15 protein-coding genes and 1 riboswitch are annotated in these 19,016 nt (G+C 36.8%); of the genes, 4 read left to right on the top strand and 11 right to left on the bottom strand.

Translation table 11 applies throughout. The annotated features are described in order from the left end of the window. Nucleotides 1-69 precede the first annotated feature (69 nt). On the bottom strand, nucleotides 70-561 hold the full coding sequence (locus EL260_RS05700; protein WP_123859243.1) for a hypothetical protein: 492 nt from the start codon (nucleotides 559-561) through the stop codon (nucleotides 70-72). A gap of 20 nt (nucleotides 562-581) precedes the next feature. Continuing rightward, nucleotides 582-1,187: an LURP-one-related/scramblase family protein gene (locus EL260_RS05705; RefSeq protein WP_123859244.1), complete on the bottom strand. Its 606-nt coding sequence runs from the start codon at nucleotides 1,185-1,187 to the stop codon at nucleotides 582-584. Nucleotides 1,188-1,527: 340 nt separating this feature from the next. On the opposite strand from EL260_RS05705, the gene recR reads away from it, so the two are divergent. Further along, nucleotides 1,528-2,139, top strand: coding sequence for a recombination mediator RecR (gene recR, locus EL260_RS05710; protein WP_066699401.1), 612 nt, complete (start codon nucleotides 1,528-1,530; stop codon nucleotides 2,137-2,139). Further along, entirely contained in the window at nucleotides 2,135-2,974 is an 840-nt protein-coding gene (locus EL260_RS05715) for a glycosyltransferase family 2 protein (RefSeq protein WP_123860654.1), read from the top strand. The genes recR and EL260_RS05715 overlap by 5 nt, the downstream gene beginning before the upstream one ends. A gap of 129 nt (nucleotides 2,975-3,103) precedes the next feature. On the opposite strand, the gene secG is transcribed toward EL260_RS05715, so the two are convergent. The 3 genes from secG to EL260_RS05730 all read right to left on the bottom strand — a co-directional run bounded on the left by secG (nucleotide 3,104) and on the right by EL260_RS05730 (nucleotide 7,083). After that, nucleotides 3,104-3,457 carry a preprotein translocase subunit SecG gene (gene secG / locus EL260_RS05720; protein WP_123859245.1) on the bottom strand — a complete coding sequence of 118 codons (354 nt, stop codon included), beginning with the start codon at nucleotides 3,455-3,457 and terminating at the stop codon, nucleotides 3,104-3,106. Nucleotides 3,458-3,731: 274 nt separating this feature from the next. Further along, nucleotides 3,732-5,762, bottom strand: coding sequence for a M16 family metallopeptidase (locus EL260_RS05725; protein WP_123859246.1), 2,031 nt, complete (start codon nucleotides 5,760-5,762; stop codon nucleotides 3,732-3,734). Nucleotides 5,763-5,769: 7 nt separating this feature from the next. Then, nucleotides 5,770-7,083 (bottom strand): M16 family metallopeptidase, encoded by a 1,314-nt coding sequence (locus EL260_RS05730; protein ID WP_123859247.1) that lies wholly within the window; start codon nucleotides 7,081-7,083, stop codon nucleotides 5,770-5,772. Nucleotides 7,084-7,393: 310 nt separating this feature from the next. On the opposite strand from EL260_RS05730, the gene EL260_RS05735 reads away from it, so the two are divergent. Beyond that, nucleotides 7,394-9,727 carry an ATP-dependent helicase gene (locus EL260_RS05735; protein ID WP_123859248.1) on the top strand — a complete coding sequence of 778 codons (2,334 nt, stop codon included), beginning with the start codon at nucleotides 7,394-7,396 and terminating at the stop codon, nucleotides 9,725-9,727. Between the two features lie 230 nt (nucleotides 9,728-9,957). Continuing rightward, the gene (locus tag EL260_RS05740; protein WP_228445332.1) at nucleotides 9,958-12,729 is read left to right on the top strand and encodes a TonB-dependent receptor plug domain-containing protein; all 2,772 of its coding nucleotides are present in this window, start codon (nucleotides 9,958-9,960) and stop codon (nucleotides 12,727-12,729) included. Nucleotides 12,730-12,832: 103 nt separating this feature from the next. On the opposite strand, the gene tenA is transcribed toward EL260_RS05740, so the two are convergent. From tenA to EL260_RS05770, 6 genes are all read right to left on the bottom strand, one after another. After that, complete coding sequence (gene tenA / locus EL260_RS05745) at nucleotides 12,833-13,483, bottom strand: thiaminase II (protein WP_123859250.1); 651 nt, start codon at nucleotides 13,481-13,483, stop codon at nucleotides 12,833-12,835. After that, the gene (thiD, locus tag EL260_RS05750; protein ID WP_123859251.1) at nucleotides 13,480-14,304 is read right to left on the bottom strand and encodes a bifunctional hydroxymethylpyrimidine kinase/phosphomethylpyrimidine kinase; all 825 of its coding nucleotides are present in this window, start codon (nucleotides 14,302-14,304) and stop codon (nucleotides 13,480-13,482) included. The genes tenA and thiD overlap by 4 nt, the downstream gene beginning before the upstream one ends. Then, nucleotides 14,301-14,936 carry a thiamine phosphate synthase gene (thiE, locus tag EL260_RS05755; protein WP_123859252.1) on the bottom strand — a complete coding sequence of 212 codons (636 nt, stop codon included), beginning with the start codon at nucleotides 14,934-14,936 and terminating at the stop codon, nucleotides 14,301-14,303. Before thiE ends, thiD begins: the two co-directional genes overlap by 4 nt. After that, nucleotides 14,933-15,730, bottom strand: a complete 798-nt coding sequence (gene thiM / locus EL260_RS05760; RefSeq protein ID WP_185145897.1) for a hydroxyethylthiazole kinase — start codon at nucleotides 15,728-15,730, stop codon at nucleotides 14,933-14,935. Before thiM ends, thiE begins: the two co-directional genes overlap by 4 nt. 60 nt (nucleotides 15,731-15,790) lie before the next feature. Continuing rightward, a riboswitch (TPP riboswitch) is annotated at nucleotides 15,791-15,883 on the bottom strand. A gap of 59 nt (nucleotides 15,884-15,942) precedes the next feature. Beyond that, the gene (locus EL260_RS05765; RefSeq protein WP_185145898.1) at nucleotides 15,943-17,784 is read right to left on the bottom strand and encodes a carbon starvation CstA family protein; all 1,842 of its coding nucleotides are present in this window, start codon (nucleotides 17,782-17,784) and stop codon (nucleotides 15,943-15,945) included. Between the two features lie 184 nt (nucleotides 17,785-17,968). After that, nucleotides 17,969-19,009, bottom strand: coding sequence for an alpha/beta hydrolase (locus EL260_RS05770; protein ID WP_123859253.1), 1,041 nt, complete (start codon nucleotides 19,007-19,009; stop codon nucleotides 17,969-17,971). Nucleotides 19,010-19,016 lie beyond the last annotated feature (7 nt).

Below are 19,016 nucleotides of genomic sequence, written 5' to 3' on the forward strand. Positions count from 1 at the left end.
GAAGCATTTTTATGAATTATAAAAGAACGAATAAGCAAATTGTTGGATGCGCTTATTCGTTTTTTATTGTTAACATCCACATTCTCCGTAGATAGGTGTTGTAATAACGCTGCCATCCGGTTTTTCAATCGTAAGCGTGCCTTCAAAGAGTAAGGCTTCTTCACCTTTTATCTTCTTACCTTTTACGGAGATTTTGTAATCATTATTTTCTATTTCTTTAGTCAGCTCTTCATCCACTTCCATATCACTTGAAGAGATAAGGTTCATAGAAAGTCTTTTGCCATCCAGTTTCATGTAAGCTGTTTTTCCGGCATCGTCTGCATAGATGTATTTTTCAGCTTCAAAATCAGACTTATTTCTTGCAAAATAGCATGAACATTCTTTAATTTCTTCAGGAAATGAAATGGTTTCAATCTGGATTTTTCCAGAAGGAATACTTGCTGTAGCAGAATCCTTAGCAATATTTGAAGAATCGGCTGCAGCGTTTGCAGAAACTGTTTCTTTGTCCTTTTTACAGGCTACTAAAAGAAATGCAGAAAATAAAATGATTAGATATTTCATGTGTTTATGGTTTTGAAATGTTAGCCTCTTGCTCTTTCAAGAAGGGTCATCATTAATAAGGAAAGGATTACTAAACTTTCTTCCTCATCATCAATGTCAATCAATCTGTCTAGTTGAAATCTTCTTCCAAAGAATGAAGGCATTTTTTTAAGTTTGAAGTATGCTTTTCCATCAATGCCGGTAACTGTATAAGATGGATTTAGGAAATATCCTGTAAACATTCCGATGATAGGAAGTTCGCCTACAAAACTATCCCAGAATCTTACCCATGCACTGTCTTCCTGTACTTTGAACTTAGGCTGATCTTTAGCATCAAGAATATCATAGCTTGCTTTCCAGATAGAACGCATTCCTTTTCTTGCCAGTCTACCGTAGCTTTTGTTGTCTACGATATCATTTAAAGAATAAGAAGCATTGAAATCAATCCATTGATTGGCCCTGATTCTGAAAAGTTCTTTTGATTTGCTTTCGTCATTGAAAACGATAACGTCTTCTTTTAGTTTGAACATTTTTTGACGTACGTAAGCTACATAATTCCCATTTTTGTCAGTAATGTTGAAGTCACTGGCTAGTGTCGAAATTTTAAACTTGAAATCCAGTGGATAATTTAGGTTGTTAAGTACCATGTGTTAGTTTATTTTTTTCATATTTAATTTAAGCCGCAAATATAACTGTTTTTTTTAGAGTTACGGGGAATAAGGTTATGGGGAGGTGTTTAAAATATCAGAGTGGGACATTGGATGATTAAAGTTGGAGAGAAAGAGGAATGATGGATAATAGGTGATAAGCGTATAGATAATAGCTAAGGAGCTGTAAAAAGAGTAATCTTGAATTGGATAGATTAATAATTAATTTTACTTTGCAAATATTAGGGTTGGATTTTACAATTAACTATTCCCTTTAATGCTTCAAAAACTCCCCTACAGGATAGATCATTTTCCTCAAATAATCCTTATTTTTGTATCTATGGATTACCCAAGTAAAGTGTTGGCAAAAGCAGTTGATGAAATTTCAGGATTGCCCGGAATCGGAAGAAAAACGGCTTTGAGGTTAGCATTACATTTATTAAAGCAGCCTAGTTCCAGAGCGGTAAGCCTTGGGAATTCCCTGATTAATCTTGTCAACGAGATAAAATACTGTAAAGAATGTCATAATTTTTCTGATTTTGACATCTGTGAGATTTGCAGCAATGAGAAAAGAAGTGGTGAGTTGATTTGTATTGTTGAAGATGTACGGGATGTGATTGCCATTGAAAATACAGGGAAATACGGCGGAAAATATTTGATTTTAGGTGGGAAAATCTCTCCGATGGAAGGAGTAGGCCCAAGCCAGCTGAATATTCCGAGTATTGAAAGAAAACTGAATGAAGGCAAGGTAAAGGAGTTTATCTTTGCGCTGAGTGCGACGATGGAAGGAGATACCACAGCCTATTATATTTATAAAAAGTTTAAAAACTTTAATGTGAATTTTTCAAGCATTGCAAGGGGAATTTCAGTAGGAGATGAACTGGAATATGCTGATGAAATTTCACTCGGAAGATCTATTATTAACAGATTACCATACAACGAAAAGGATTAATATGAAGCTGTCTATCATTATTGTTAATTACAATGTTACCCAATTACTCAGAAATTGCCTTTGGTCTATTCAGAAATATGTAAAAGAGGTGGAATATGAAGTAATTGTAATCGATAATGCTTCTACAGACAGTTCATGGCGGGATCTCATCTCAGAATTTCCCGAAGTACAGTTTATTGCTTCGGAAATGAATGGTGGTTTTTCAAAAGCTAATAATCAGGCTATACATTATGCAAAAGGAGAATATATACTGCTTTTAAATCCCGATACGGAATTCGAAGGTTTTTATATGAAGAATCTTTTAGACTTTTCGGATAGCCAACCGAATTTCGGATGCCTGGGAATACGGATGCATGATGCGGAAGGAGTTTTCCTGCCGGAAAGCAAACGTTCGGTTCCGGATATGTTTAATTCCTTTGAAAAGTTATTTACCAATTTTAAGAAAAATAATTCTAAATCTTATTACAGAAATGATGTAGAAGAAGATGCTGTGGCTGAAATAGAAGTGATGACAGGCGCATTTTTATTGGTGAAAAAAGAGGTGTATGAAAAGATAGGAGGATTGGATGAAGCCTATTTTATGTATGGGGAAGATATTGATCTGTGCTATACTTTAATAAGAAACGGATATAAAAATTATTATTATGGTCAGGCTTCTCTCCTTCATCACAAAGGAGAAAGTACGGTAAAGAATGATGTTTATTTGCAACGCTTCTATGGTGCTATGCAAATCTTCATTGACAAGTATTATAAGGAATCGAAACCAATGCAGTATTCTTTCTTAAAAGCAGGTCTAAAGCTTCGTTACCAGATTGAGAAGATTAAGCTGAAGTAATTTTAGGTTGGAAGCTGTAGGCTGGAGGTAAGTGTGACAATCACCTAAAACTAAATTTTGAAAATACAAGACAATAAAAAAGCAACTCAATCTGAGTTGCTTTTGTTATATGTAGAAAAATAAATCTTCTTATTTAGCCGGTGCAACTGGTGCTGATACCGGAGCGGTTGTTGTTGAAGAAGCAGGAGCAGATTGTTTTGCCGGAGCTTCTTTTTTAACAGGTTGTTGAGCTGGAGCCACTTGTGACGGTTTACCAGTAACGACAACGCTTATAAGGATAAGAACGATGATAGTTCCGCCTAGAGTCCATGTTGCTTTTTCCATGAAATCATTGGTTCTCTGTACTCCAAACTGAGCAGAAGATGCCCCTCCGAACGTACTGGAAAGACCTCCACCTTTTGGGTTTTGAGCCATAACAACGATCACTAATAAAATACTAGCAATCATAATAAGAACCATCAATAGTGTAAATATAGTATCCATTAATTCTGATATCTTTTTGAATGGGCAAATTTAATCTTTTTTTACTGAATGACAAAAAAAGATATCGGTAAATATGGCACAACAACAAAAAAATTAGAAATCAAACAATGATTGCATGCTTAGAATAGAGGGAAACGAATGTGGAGATAAGAATAACTGCATTCAAATATATAAGTTGTTGTCAATTTTATCACAGGTTGAATGTCCAGTAAAGTCAACAATAAAAAAAGGTTATCCCAACATTGAGATAACCTTTTCTATGATTATTTGTTTATTATTTAAAATCAGATTCCTTGGCCTGATTAAGCTGATAAGACTGTACAGCCAGGTTGATTTCCATTCCACCCATATTCTGAATAATAGTGAATGGAAGTTTCACTCCTGATACTTCTTTATAATCAGCAAAGTTTGTAGGCATAGAACCTCCTTCTCCAACTTTTATCTCACCCGTTTTTAAACCGGTTTTTACACTGTAATAATAGGTTTGCTTCGGTCCTTTTACCACATAAGAATCTTCATTATTATACTTTTCGATTCCTGCCAATTTCAATTCTGTTGATTTAGCGAAAGTAAGCTCCGGGAAAAGTTCCGGTTCTGTCATAGAAGCTTTTTGTTTATCATTCAAAGGCATTTTTTGTCCCTGTGCTTCAGCATATCCATCTTTACCATCAAAAACGATTTTCTGAAGGGTATTGCCCATCATTTTCATTTCCATCATCATTTTTCCACCTTTCCCTTGGATCAGCTTCATGTTCATATCCATTCCCTGAACTTTAGTTGTTGCATCGGCAGTAATGGAAGTTACTTTTTGAACAGCTGCTAAGCCTCCAATTGCATTGATGTATTTATCGGCTACAGAACCAATGGTTACACTAGCATCAACTTTCTGTGTTGTTGGTTTTGATACCGGATTGGCTTCTTTATCAAAATATTTTACCGGATAGCCTAATTTTTCAAGTCCTTCAGAAATATCAGATGCTTTTCCAGCAACGAAAATTCTGCTCTGATTTGGAAGTATTGTTGCTTTTACAGCATTAGATACATCTGTAGCGGTTACTTTGTCAATAGATTTTAAATAGTTGGTATAAAAATCTGCCGGAAGATCCTGAACCTTTTGATCCAATGCAAACTTGGCAATGATTCCCGGTTTTTCGAGAGACATAATGAAAGCACCTTTTAGTCTTGCTTTAGCGTTTTCAAGTTCTTCAGGTTTTACAGTAGAAATAGCATTAAGTTCATACATTAATTCCTTAATAGCTTTATCCGTAACCTCATTTCTTACACTCGTTTCAGCAGAAAAATTAGGAGAATATTTACTAGGCTGCATACTGGAATAAGCACCATAAGTAAATCCATTTTTCTCTCTAAGGTTCATAAAAAGCCTGGCTTCACCACCACCACCTAAAATATAGTTGGCGATAGTAGCGGGGAAGTAGTTTGAATCTTTCATTTTAAGAGTATTCAGATTACCTACTTGTAATACAGATTGTACTGCAGAAGGCACATCTACCACATTGATCTCTGTTTTGGAAACATTGGAAGCCGGCTCTAATGCTGCAAATTTCGTATTTGACTTTTTCCAGTTTCCAAAGGCTTTTTCAATCAAAGGTTTGATCTGATCGAATTTTACATCTCCAACTACCACTAAATAAGCATTTTCCGGAGCATAGTATTTATTATAAATATTCTGAATATCTGCCAGCTGAATTTTATTGATAGATTCAATAGTTTCAAATTCTCCTCTTGACGTATTTTTTCCATACATCAAAGCATTGGAGACTCTTTCAGCAATAGAGGACGCATTTTTCTCATCAGCTTTTAAGCCTTCAATGGTTCTTTCTTTTGCATTTTGAAGCTCTTCGGCTGAGAATTTTGGATTCACGATGGCATCGGCCATTAATCCCAATACTTCAGGGAAATATTTTGAAAGTGAGTTGGAAGATGCTCCATTAGAGGAAAAGCTTAAGCTAGCTCCTAAAAAGTCAACTTTCTTATTAAACTCATCCTTGCTTAGATTCGTGGTTCCATTATCAAGCTGGTCTGCCATAATTTGGCTTACTCCAGTTATATTTCCTTCATAATAAGGAGGTCTGTCCATGGTAAGAGTCGTATTTACCCTTGGTAGTTTGTTGTTTTCAACCACCATTATAGTAAGTCCGTTGCTTAGCTGAAAAGTTTTTGGTTTAGCAATGTTTACAACAGGTGTAGGTCCTGGTTTTGGCATTGCATTAAGGTCAATTTTTTGGGCAGAGAGCATTCCTGCAAATAAAAATGCCGCTGCTATATAAGTGAATTGCTTTTTCATGGGTAAATTATTTTTTCTCAGGAACGTAATTGATGATGATTCTTTGGTTGGCATTCAGATACTTTTTAGCTGCATTTTGGATATCCTGTTTAGTGATTGATCTGTAGATATCGATTTCCTTATTGATAAGGTTTGTGTTTCCCATTAATACATGGTTTGTAGCTAAAGATGCAGCAATTCCCTGAATGCTTGAATTCTGATTCACAAACTGATTTTCAAACTGATTCTGAATTTTCTGATAATCTTCATCAGAAATTAAAGTAGTCTGAAGTTTTTTAATCTCAGCATCAATATCAGTCTGTAAAGTCTGCTTAGACGTTTGCCCCATTGGAATAGCAAAGAATGCAAAAATACTGTAATCTTCAAGCCCTTGATTAAACGCTGCTACCTGAAGTGCTTTTTTCTCCTGGTCAACTAATTTCTTGTATAAAACAGAAGATTTTCCATTGCTTAAATAAGAAGAAAGCATATCTAAAACATAGGCATCTTTTTCTTTATTGGCTGGCGTTCTGTAAGCGAAAACATAAGCCGGAAGCTGAATGTTAGGGTCGGTAGCAGTAACTTCTTTCTCCTGAGTGATAGGAGCATCTTTAGGAAAGTCTTTAGAGGAAAGGGTTCCCTTTGGAATACCTCCGTAATACTCTTCAATCCATTTCTTGGTTTGCTCAGGTTTTATGTCTCCTGCTACCACAAGAGTTGCATTGTTTGGAATATAGAATTTTTTATAGAAGGCCTGGAATTCTTCAAGTTTAGCCGCATTTAAGTCTTCCATGGAACCAATAGTTGGCCAGTTATAAGGGTGGTTCGTAAATAGATTTTTTTGGATTGTTGAAAAGAGATTTCCATATGGCTGGTTATCCATTCTTAATCTTTTCTCCTCTTTTACCACTTCTCTTTGGGTATCTACTCCCACTTGGTTGATAACGGCATGGCGCATTCTTTCAGCTTCCATCCAAAGTCCAAGTTGTTCATTGTTGGATGGGAAGGTTTCATAATAATAGGTTCTGTCGTTGGTTGTATTGGCATTGTTGTCTCCTCCGTTTGAAGAAACGATCTTAAACCAATCTCCTCTTTTAATGTTTGGAGTTCCTTCGAATAAAAGGTGTTCAAAGAAGTGGGCAAAGCCGGTTCTTCCTTTTACTTCATCTTTTGCTCCTACATGATACATCACACCTGTAGTGACTACCGGAGCTGAATTATCCTGATGAAGAATTACATGAAGACCATTGGGAAGGTCATACTCTTCGAATTTGATTTGCTGTGCATTCAGCATGAGCCCGAAGAAAGCTACGGCAGCAGCCGAAAGAAGTCGCTTTTTCATAAAGTTAGAAATTGTTTATCAATGAGTAGGAAAAGTGAATTAAATGTTACACAAATTTTGAAAGCTGATAAATCAATAGTGAATAGTCAATTCGCTGCGCTTGTCAATTTTTTGAGACTGCAATCATTCACGATTCACATTTAAGAATATCGGCAAAGCCCAAGATTAAGCCAATTCATGATGCTTGTCAACTTTTGCCCCTACAATCATTCATGATTCACTTGTGAAGCAAAATCGACTATTGACATTTCATAATTTGAATTCTCCTCTGAATATCTTAATTTTGTCATTCCAAAAATTTTTTTGCTGTATGGATTATCTGAAAGGACTCAATGAATCACAATATGAAGCCGTTACCTCTTTACAAGGACCTTTGATGGTGCTTGCAGGGGCTGGTTCTGGTAAAACACGTGTGCTTACGATGCGTATTGCTCACCTTATCTATAATGGAATAGATCCTTTCAACATCCTTGCCCTTACCTTTACGAATAAAGCGGCCCGTGAAATGAAAGACCGTATCGCAAAGGTAGTAGGAGACAGCAATGCAAGAAGCCTTTGGATGGGAACTTTTCACTCCGTTTTTGCCAGAATTTTAAGGATTGAAGGGCATAATCTTGGGTATCCTTCCAACTTTACCATTTACGATCAGCAGGATGCGCTGAATGTGATTAAAAAAGTATTGAAGGATATGAATATCGATGCAGATCTTTATAAACCCAAAAAAGTTCAGGCAAGAATTTCTACTTATAAAAACAACCTGATTACAGTAAAAGCTTATTTCAACAATCCGGAACTGATGGAAGCTGATGAAAAAGCAAATATGAAATTTATCGGGCAGATTTATCAAAAATATGTTGAAGCCTGTTTCAGAAATGGGTCAATGGATTTTGATGACCTGTTATTAAAGACCAATGAGTTATTGACCCGTTTTCCGGAAGTTTTAGCCAAATATCAGGATAGATTCAGATATATCATGGTAGATGAGTACCAGGATACTAACCACTCCCAGTATCTTATTGTGAAAGCACTGGCTTCTAAATTTGAAAATATCTGTGTGGTAGGGGATGATGCCCAGTCTATTTACTCTTTCCGTGGAGCCAATATTTATAATATCCTGAATTTTAAAAAGGATTACCCGGATGCCATCACGGTATCTTTGGAACAAAACTACCGTTCCACACAAAACATTGTAAATGCAGCGAATGTTGTTATTGCTAAAAACTTACAGCAGTTTAAGAAAAATGTTTTCAGTGATAACGAGGAAGGAGATAAAATTAAAATATACCGTTCCCTTTCTGATGCTGATGAAGCGAACTTTGTAGCTGGAAATATCTGGGAGCTTCGTAACCGTGATCAGAGAAAGTATAGCGATTTTGCTATTTTATACAGAACCAATTCTCAGACCAGAGCATTTGAAGATGCACTGAGACGTAAAAATATCCCATACAAGGTGTATGGAGGACTTTCATTTTACCAAAGAAAGGAGGTTAAAGATTTAATAGGGTATCTACGTCTTTTAATCAATGAAAATGATTCAGAGGCATTGATGAGAATTATTAACTATCCGGCTAGAGGAATTGGAGAAACTACGCAGAACAAATTGATCGTTTTTGCAGACGCTCAAAACCTTTCTGTTTCAAAAGTGCTGGATAGTCTGCCTATGTATGCTCCTCAATTAGGACTTAATAATGGAGTTTTAAATAAGCTGAATGATTTCTGGTCAATGATTAAAGCATTCCAGGTATTATTAAAGACAGAAACGGCTTACAGCGTGGCTATGGAAGTAGCTAAACGAAGTGGATTAATTAAGTTTTTAAAAGATGACCAAACTCCTGAAGGGATATCAAGAGTAGAAAACGTTCAGGAATTGATGAACTCAATGCAAGGGTTTATCGAAGAACAAATACAGCTGGAAGACGGAGACCCGAGCCTTTCTAATTTCCTTGAGAATATTGCACTTTCTGCAGATACTCAGGATAAGGAATCAGAAGATGATATGGTTTCTTTAATGACCATTCACCTTTCCAAAGGTTTAGAGTTCCCTGTTGTACACTTGGTAGGGCTTGAAGAAAATCTTTTCCCAAGTTTCATGAGCTCGGCAACCAGAGAAGATCTTGAAGAAGAAAGAAGATTGTTTTATGTAGCATTAACCAGAGCTGAAAAACAAGTATTCTTCTCTTATGCAGTTTCCCGTTTCCAGTGGGGAAAAATAACAGATGCAGAACCCTCAAGATTCTTAAGTGAAATTGATGATGAGTATATAGAATTCCTTAATCCGGCTATGGAAAAAAGATTTATCAATAATTCTGGAGTAAAATCCAATATTTTTGATGAACATCCATCTGAATTAAAATCTTTCAAAAAGGTAGAGAAAAAGACACTTAATAGAAGTGAAGATAATTCAAAACCTGCTCAGGAAGTAAGAAAATTGAAACCGGTAAGCACTGCCAAAATCATCAATCCAAGTGGAGCTTCCTCTCAGGATATTGAAGTGGGAGATAAAGTGAGACACGATCGTTTCGGCGTTGGGGAAGTTACTTTCCTGGATGGGACAGATCCTCAGAATATCAAAGCAAAAGTTGTATTCATGCATGAAGGAGAGAAGAACCTGATTCTGAAATATGCTAAACTTATTAAGATTTAATGCTTTAAAATAGCCTTTAAAAATACGATAAACGGATTCATTTTTGAGTCCGTTTTTTTTTATTAAATACCTTTATCTTATTGGAAAAAGTAGTAATTTTAAATGAGGGATAGAAAGAAATGATAATCATTTTTTACAAAAACAAAGTCTATTGATTTTGTAGACTAATAAATATACTTTACATTTGCACCTGCAAAAAACATAAATGTTTAATCAAATTGATGAATGATATGAGAAATAAAAAAACTATTCTTTCCGCTTCTGTTCTATTCTTTCTAGGAGTTTTCACCTATGGGCAAGAGAAAGACAATATTACAACAAAAAAAGACACTGCCTCAACCAATAAAGTAGAAGAAGTTGTTATCCTTGGATCCAGAGCAGGAGCAAGATCAAAAGCAGACAGTCCGGTACCAGTAGATGTATTCAACCTGAAGGAAGCTTCAGTTGTACTTCCCCAGTCAAGTATCGGGCAAATTCTAAATGCCATTGCACCCTCTTTTACCTCTACTGTTCAAACCAATTCGGATGGAACAGATCATTTGGATCCTGCCCAGTTGAGAGGATTGGGACCGGATCAGGTATTGGTATTGGTCAACGGAAAAAGAAGACACACTTCTGCACTGGTCAATGTAAACGGAACACCGGGAAGAGGAACTGTAGGAACCGACCTAAATGCTATTCCTTCTTTTGCTTTAAATAGAATAGAAGTTTTAAGAGATGGAGCGGCCGCACAATATGGTTCTGATGCGATTGCCGGAGTGATGAACCTTGAATTAAAAAGAGATACAGGAAAATTAGCAGGTCAGATTAGCTATGGCGGAAACTTAACGCCTGCAGCGAACGATCATACCGGAAATTTTGACGGACAGAATATTCAGCTTGACCTGAACTATGGAAATAAAATAGGAACCAAAGGTGGTTTTTTCAATATTACCTGGTCTTCACAGTTTAGAAACCCTACGTACAGGGCAGGAACAGAAAATGCACCTATTTATAATGCTTATAATGCTATTGAACAGCGTGCTCTGAAAAATGGAGTCAATCTTTCTTCTCTTTTTACTGATATTGGAAATACTCCAAATTCTCAGCAAATTGTAAACTATATTCACCAATATGCACCAGAAGTAAGTTATTTTTCTCAGGATTTACAAACTGCTATACAGGGAGCTAATTCTATTTCCGCTTTACAGAAAGTTTTGTCGGATCCTAACAGGTTTACGACCAATTATTTGAATTATATCACCGATCAGGAACTTGCTTACAGAGGGCAGACGAGAAAAGATTTCAACATGCAGGTAGGGCAGTCTAAACTTAATAATCACCAGCTTTTTATCAATGCTGAGGTACCTGTAAGTGATAACTGGAAGGTGTATACTTTTGGAGGATACAGTTTAAGGCATGGAGTTTCCGGAGGATTTTACAGAAGACCGAGGGAAAGCAGAACTTTTACAGGCTTATATCCAAGCGGTTACCTGCCACAGATAGGAACCGATATTCAGGATATTTCATTAGCAGCAGGAATTAAAGGAAAATGGGAAGGATGGAATATTGATTTCAGCAATACCTTTGGACAAAACTCCTTTACCTACAATATCAGAAATACCGGAAACACTTCTTTAAGATTTGCTTCTCCTAATGAGTTTGATGCAGGAGGATTAAGGTTTACCCAAAATACCATCAATTTAGATTTCTCTAAAAAATATGATGTTCTGGAGGGATTGAATGTAGCATTTGGAGGGGAGCACCGTTTTGAGAATTTTAAAATGACTGCTGGTGAAGAAGCATCATATACTACCTATGATGTTTTAGGAAATCCATGGAATAATACTACATCAAGGCCTACAGACTTTTTTGGAGCTTCTTTGCCAGGAGGTTCACAAGTATTCAGTGGTTTCAAACCTGAAAATGCGGTGAATAAGAATAGACAGTCGTTGGCAGCGTATGCAGATGTAGAGTTAAACTTTACCAACTGGCTTTTAGTGGATGCAGCAGCGAGATATGAGAATTATTCGGATTTTGGATCTACTTTTAATTATAAATTAGCTTCAAGAATCAAAGTAGCTCCTAATTTTAATGTGAGATTTGCAGGGTCTACAGGATTTAGGGCTCCGTCTATACACCAGATTTACTATAATGTAACTTCTACCTTATTTACAGGAGGACAGCTTCTGGAAGTAGGAACATACAGCAATGATTCCCGATTAGCAGGACAATTGAATATCCCAAAACTTAAACAGGAAACCTCAAAGTCAGCAAGTGTAGGATTTACGTATAAAATTCCATCAGTGAATTTGACATTCACAGCGGACGGATATTTTACTAAAATTGATAACAGAATCATTCTTACCGATCAGTTTTTAAGAAAAGATGTGCCTACCGATGCTCAAATAGAATTTGATAAATTAAATGTAAATGCAGCTCAGTTTTTCACCAATGCAATCGATACGGAAACAAAAGGGTTGGATATTGTTATTTCCCATAACGCAAGATTTTCAGGCATAAAACTGGACAATAATTTTGCGATCAACTTGAACCAGACCAAGCAGGTAGGTGAAATTCATTCAGCAGGGCTGTTGAAATCTCCGGCTCTTGAAAAGGTCTATTTCTCTGAAAAATCTAGAATCTATCTGGAAGAAGCAGTCCCAAGAGTAAAAGCCAGCCTTTCTCACACATTAACATGGAAAGGAGCAAGTTTCTATCTTAGAAATACTTATTTCGGAAAAGTAACAGGTGCCGATGTTCTTGATGCTAACGGAGATGGAATTATAGGATTTAATGAGCATCAAACAATAGGAGATAAGATTATCACCGATATGTCAGCAGCGTATCAGTTTACCAAAAATATCGGGTTAACGGTAGGTGTCAATAACCTGTTTGATATTTATCCTACTAAAAATTTACCGGCTTCAAGTAATAACGATCAGTTTATTTACTCGCGCTCAACTTCACAGTTTGGGCAGAATGGACGATATGTTTTCACAAGACTTAATTTCAATTTTTAATCAAATTTTATATCTATAAAAAAACGGAATCAAAAGTTGGTTCCGTTTTTTTGTTGTAGTGGTTGATAAACATAATGGATGATTGAGGTATTCTGTCTCTTCTTTACTTCCATCTTTTCAATTCGTAAGCAGCTTCCCAGAAGTGGAATTCCATTCTGGATGCCATAATAAAAGCTTCAGTCATTTTTTTTCTGGTTTCTTCAGTACTATTTTCTGCTATTTTATCACCTATAGCAATAGCCTGATCCACTGCCGCTGAAAACTCTTCTCCAGCATAGGTGGCGATCCATTTTTCATAGGGATTGTTAACCGTGTTTTGAATCTCGTAAATATAATTTCCAACCTCACGATAAATCCAGAAGCAGGGGAGAACTGCGGCAACTGCAATTTCCACAGATTCCAGAGCTGCCGTACTTCTCAGAAAGTGAATATAATGATGGCAAGCAGGTTCTAAAACCCCCTTATCACTCAAACCAAAATCTTTGAAGTAAGATTCATGCAGGGCATTTTCTACTACAATGGCATTTTCAGCGAAACGCATAAAAGTGAGTACATCCTGAAGATCAGTAATCTTTGCAGCAATGATTGAGAGTGTTCTTCCAAAGTGCTCCAGATATAAAGAGTCCTGAGCCATATAAAAACGGAATTTTTTCTGTGGTAGGGTACCATCAGAAAGCTCTTTGATAAAAGGCATATCAAGGATGGATTGATAATGTTTTTCTATAGCATTCCAGGTTTGTTCAGACCATTTCATTTTTTGATAAGTTTTTGTGGATTAAAAAAGTGATTAAGAGGACCATTTCCTAGCCCTGTTTGCACATCTATGCCGTTTTTTATGGCTTGATAAATATATTCTTGTCCCAGTGAAACAGCATTATATAAGGATTTTCCCTGAGCAATATAGGCTGCTATTGCTGAAGAAAGTGTACAACCGGAACCATGAGTATTGTTCGTGTCAAATTTTATTGTTTCGAAAGAATGAAAATTCTCATGTTCATCATAAAACAGTGACGTAATCGTTGAGGTTTCCTGATGACCACCTTTAAGAAGAATTGTTTTACACCCCAGTTTTTTAATTTTCTTTCCGGCGGTGTATAAATGTTCTAAAGTTTCTACTTTCATATCTGCTAGAATTGCAGCCTCATCCATATTGGGAGTGATAACATCAGCAATGGGGAAAAGCATTTCAGTGAGTGCTGTGATGGTTTCTTCTTCAATTAAACGATGTCCGCTGGTGGCAACCATTACAGGGTCAAAGACAATAGGTATTTTAGGATATTCTGCTAATGTGGAAACAATGGTTTCTACCAGTTGAGGCGTATGAACCATTCCAATTTTTATTGCATCGGGAACAATGTCATCCAAAATGGCTTTGATCTGGTCAGCAACTGCCTCTACGGGAATAGGATATATTTTTCTTACTCCCTGCGTATTTTGTACAGGCAAGGCTGTTAATACAGATGTGGAAAAGCAACCTAGAGCAGAAGTTGTTTTAATATCAGCCTGAATACCAGCACCGCCGCTTCCGTCGAAACCTGCAATAGTTAATACGGAAGGATATTTGTATTTTTTCATTTTACAATTTCATTTTTTAATTCATACGCTGCTTTTTGAGGATCAGCAGCACTGCATATTGCGGAAACTACTGCAAGACAATCTGCTCCGGCATTAATTACTGCTCTTGCATTTTTCAGATGAATATTGCCTATTGCGACCAAAGGTTTTTCTGTAAGTTGCCTGATTTGAGTAATTCCTTCCAATCCCCATTCTATAATAGTATCTGTTTTGGTTTTTGTTTTAAAAACAGGGCTTATTCCCAGATAGTCGGCTACTGCAGTTTGTTCGTTGCCAAGCTGAGTCAGGTGTTCTATAGAATAACCAATCATTTTATTCCCGATCAAAGGCCGCTGCCTTAGATCCCGAGGAGTTGCATCACTGTTGCCAACGTGTATTCCTGCCGAATTTACTTTTTCAGTAACAGTAATATTATCGTTGATGATAAGAGGAATACCATATTTATCTGTAATTTCAATAAGCTGTCTGGCTTTTTGAAGGAATATTTCATTGTTGTCATTTTTTTCACGAAGCTGTATAATATCCACACCTCCTAATATGGACTGTTGAGCAACTTCCAGGAAGTTTTTTCCCATACAATCTGCTTCAGAAATTACCAGGTATAATGAGTAAGGGAAAGTATTTATACTCATGATCTTTCAATTTTTAAATGACCGTTAAATTCTTCTTCTGTAATGTTGTAGAGTTTATCAATCAAGTTGACTTGAAGACTGCCTGGGCCTTTACTTTCACGAACAGCCATTTCGCCTGCTATTCCCAATAATGACATTGCAGCGGTAGTTCCAGATATTGTATCTTCCGTAACACCTATAAATGCTCCGATTAATGCTGTTGCAGAACATCCCAGACCCGTTACTTTGGTCATGAGAGCATGTCCGTTTTTGATTTGTATAGATTGATTTTGGTTCAGGATAATATCCGTTTCACCCGAAATACATACAATAGCGTTGTATTGGTTAACCAGAATGTGTGCTGCTTCAACAGCGTCATTACTTTCTGCTGTACTGTCTACTCCTTTAGTAGCTGTTTTATTGATTTGGGCAAGAGCAATAATCTCAGAAGCATTACCTCTGATCACTGTTGGATGAAACTGTAACAGCTGATGCAATGTCTGATCACGAAAAGAGGTGGCTCCTGCCCCTACCGGATCCAGTACCCATGGTTTATGATGTGTATTTGCCACTTCAGCAGCTATAAGCATAGATTCTGCCCAGTATTCATCAAGGGTACCAATATTAATAACCACCGAATGGGCTATATTGATCATTTCTTTGATTTCAGAGTGGGCGTGTGCCATAATCGGAGAAGCTCCTGCAGCCAAAAGAGCATTGGCTGTATTGTTCATTACTACATAATTGGTAATATTATGAACAAGAGGAGACTTTTGTCTTACAAGCTGAACTTGTTGCCAAAGATTTTTTTCCATTGTTATCATTAAAAATAAAAATAGCTTTAGGAAAAAATCCGAAACAAAAGACATAAAGTATCATGTCATTTTGCTTTTCCCTACGTCGGTGTAAGCCGTATCAGGTTCAAAGGGACTCTCTCAATTCTTTTCAGAATACCCCTAAAGCAAAACAAATGTATAAAAATTATCAGAGGAAGCAAAAACCTTTAACAGATTTTGGAGAAAGCATATTATCTCTCTACCAGCTCTTTCACCGGTTCACCGTAATAATCAATCTCGGTTGTATTGATCTGAAGAAGCTGGTACCATTTTCGGAAAGCTCCTATGAAAACAATCAGCATCAGTATCATTGCCGTTACAGCTAAAGCAGCCAATAGATACTGCTTTTTAGGAATATAAATGCTAGCTACCTGAATATATCCAGCCCAGAAAGTTATGATTGCCATAAAAACACCGGGAATCGCTGAACAGAGTGCATATTTACCTCTATTCATTCTAATGAGCATTGTGGTACATACAATAAGTCCACAGGCGGCCAGTAGCTGGTTGCTGATACCAAACAACGGCCAGATACTACTTACATTTCCGGTATACACCAGATATCCCCAAGCGAAAGTAAATAGTAAGCTGCTGATTATAATTCCGGGACCCCAGTTTTTATCATTAAATTTCGGAATAACAGATCCCAACATCTCCTGTAAGAAAAAGCGTCCCACTCTGGTCCCTGCATCAATGGCGGTAAGAATAAATACAGCTTCAAACATAATGGCAAAATTATACCAGTAGGCGGTCAGTTGATCCATATAAGGAATTTTGTTAAAAATATGAGCCATTCCTACTGCCAGAGATACGGCACCGCCTGTTCTCCCATAAAGGTCAATACCTATTTTTTGAGAATAATAATCGATGTCTACTCCATGTAATGAAGGATGCGTTGCCAGGAATGAATCATAGGCCTCTTTTGGGGTATTGATGGCGAAATAGTCGCCAGGCATCAGGGTGCAGGCAGCAATCAAAGCCATGAGTGCAACAAAACCTTCTACCAGCATGGCACCATATCCCACGAAAAGAATTTCTCTTTCTTTGTTGAGCATTTTAGGAGTTGTTCCGGTAGCGATCACTGCATGAAATCCTGAAATTGCTCCACAGGCAATCACAATAAAAATAAAGGGAAGTACAGGACCTCCAATGACAGGGCCACCACCATTTACAAATGCTGTAATAGCTGGCATCTGTACAGTAGGATGGATGACAATAACGCCAATGGCTAGCATAATGATCGTCCCGATTTTAAGATAAGTTGAAAGATAATCTCTCGGAACTAAAAGCAGCCAGACCGGCAATACTGATGCCAGGAAACCATAAAGAGGTATAGCAATAGAAATGGTTTTAATATCCCATGAAAATAAATTATTCAGGGTAGGATTCTGCATAAGACTATGCCCACCGATAATTCCGGCAATTAATAGGATTCCTCCCAGAATACTGGCAAAAAGAACACTATTTTTTTTATAACGCATAATCAGCCCCATGATGATGGCAATAGGCATTGTAATGATTACGGTAAATAATGACCATGAGGCTTCGTGCATCGCATTAATACAGGCAAGTGACAATCCTGCCAATGTGAGAATTAATATGAATAAAATGGCAAAACCGGCTACTGTTCCGGTTGTTTTACCAATTTCTTTCGAAGCAATGGTAGCAAGGCTTTGTCCCTTATGCCGAACTGAAGCAAATAAAACAACCATGTCATGCACTCCTCCGCCCAATACACACCCAATTAAAATCCAAAGAGCGCCGGGCAAATACCCGAATTGAGCAGCCAAAACAGGTCCCACAAGAGGTCCAGCGGCAGCAATAGCAGCAAAATGGTGTCCGAAAAGTACATTTTTATTCGTTGCTACATAATCTTTTCCATCTGCAAATTCTACTGCGGGAGTGGTGTGATGATCATTAAGTTTAAGTACTTTGTTGGCAATGAAAATACCATAAAACCTATAGGCTATAGCAAAAATAAGTACCGATGTAAAAATAAGAGTAAGCGCATTGATATTGTTCAGGAAATCCATGTCCTTTAGTTTTTTTAAGTGAATAATTTAAAGTATTGGCTTTTTTATTGAAAATGAATCAAATATTAGCCAAGGTAATTATTTTTTTAATAAAAACAGATGATATGTATATCAATCTAGCAGATTTGTCCTTTTATTTTTGATCGTATTTGTAATAGCGGGGGTTCTGGTTATTTTGGTAAATCTAATGTATAGTTTTATTTTTTTGAGAAACGATAAAGTCTACCGTTTGATCTGTCATTGTATCAAGAGCTGCTTTATCTGTTGTAGAAAAACTATGAACTCCATTATCAATGATAATTAAAGAAGTTTCTACTTTTGCGCGTTTAAGTCTTCTGTGTAATTTTTTAGATTGACTTAGAGGAACTATTTTATCTTTATTCCCCTGAACAATTAAAGTCGGAACTCCCGTTTCTGTATAGGTTGCAGGAGATATAGTTTTTAGATAATCGATGGCTCTATCCTGATCTTTTGTTAAATCATATCCTGAGATTCCTTTTACCAAGCCTTGCTGTAAATTAACAATCTTTTTTGAAACCATTCCAATCATGGCTACCGGAATTATTCCCAGTTTGGTATGAAAAAGTTTGTTCAGATCAACAGGTCCGTAATGGTCAACTACATAATTTACTCTTGCTGAATAAGGTGAAAGGTCAGGACTTCCTTTGAACATGTCATCTGGAGTATAAGCAGCTACGAGAGAAAGGTGTGCTCCAGCTGAGGCTCCGAATAGACCAATATTATTGGTGTCGAAGTTATATTTTTCAGCATTCTTTCTTACCCATCGTACCGCATCCTTGGTATCTTCCAAAGGAAGAGGAAAGTGGGTGCTATCATTCAGAAGGGTATAATTGATACTGATCACGGCATATTGCTTTTCCATCAGTTTGGCAATCGTTGTTTCAAGATAATTGTCAGCATAAACGGCTTTACTGCCTTCTATCCATCCACCTCCGTGAACATAGATGAGTACCGGAAGTTTACCGGGAATATTCTTTGGAGTGTATAAATCCAGAGCTAAAGAATCTCCTTTTTTACCAGTTTTATAAACAATATTCTCAGAAATTGTTGCTATTTCTGGGAGAAGTGTACTTTTTGCCCGTTTAACTTTTTCAGGGGACTGAGAAAATGTCTGGGAGAAGACGATTTGGGTAGAGCTTAAGAACACAATAAAAAACAGGCTTATAAAAAACCTGTTTATTGATATGGAGTTAAATGATTTCATATTATTT

Origin of the sequence: Chryseobacterium nakagawai (genome assembly GCF_900637665.1) — a bacterium.
In the GTDB taxonomy this organism is placed as follows: domain Bacteria; phylum Bacteroidota; class Bacteroidia; order Flavobacteriales; family Weeksellaceae; genus Chryseobacterium; species Chryseobacterium nakagawai.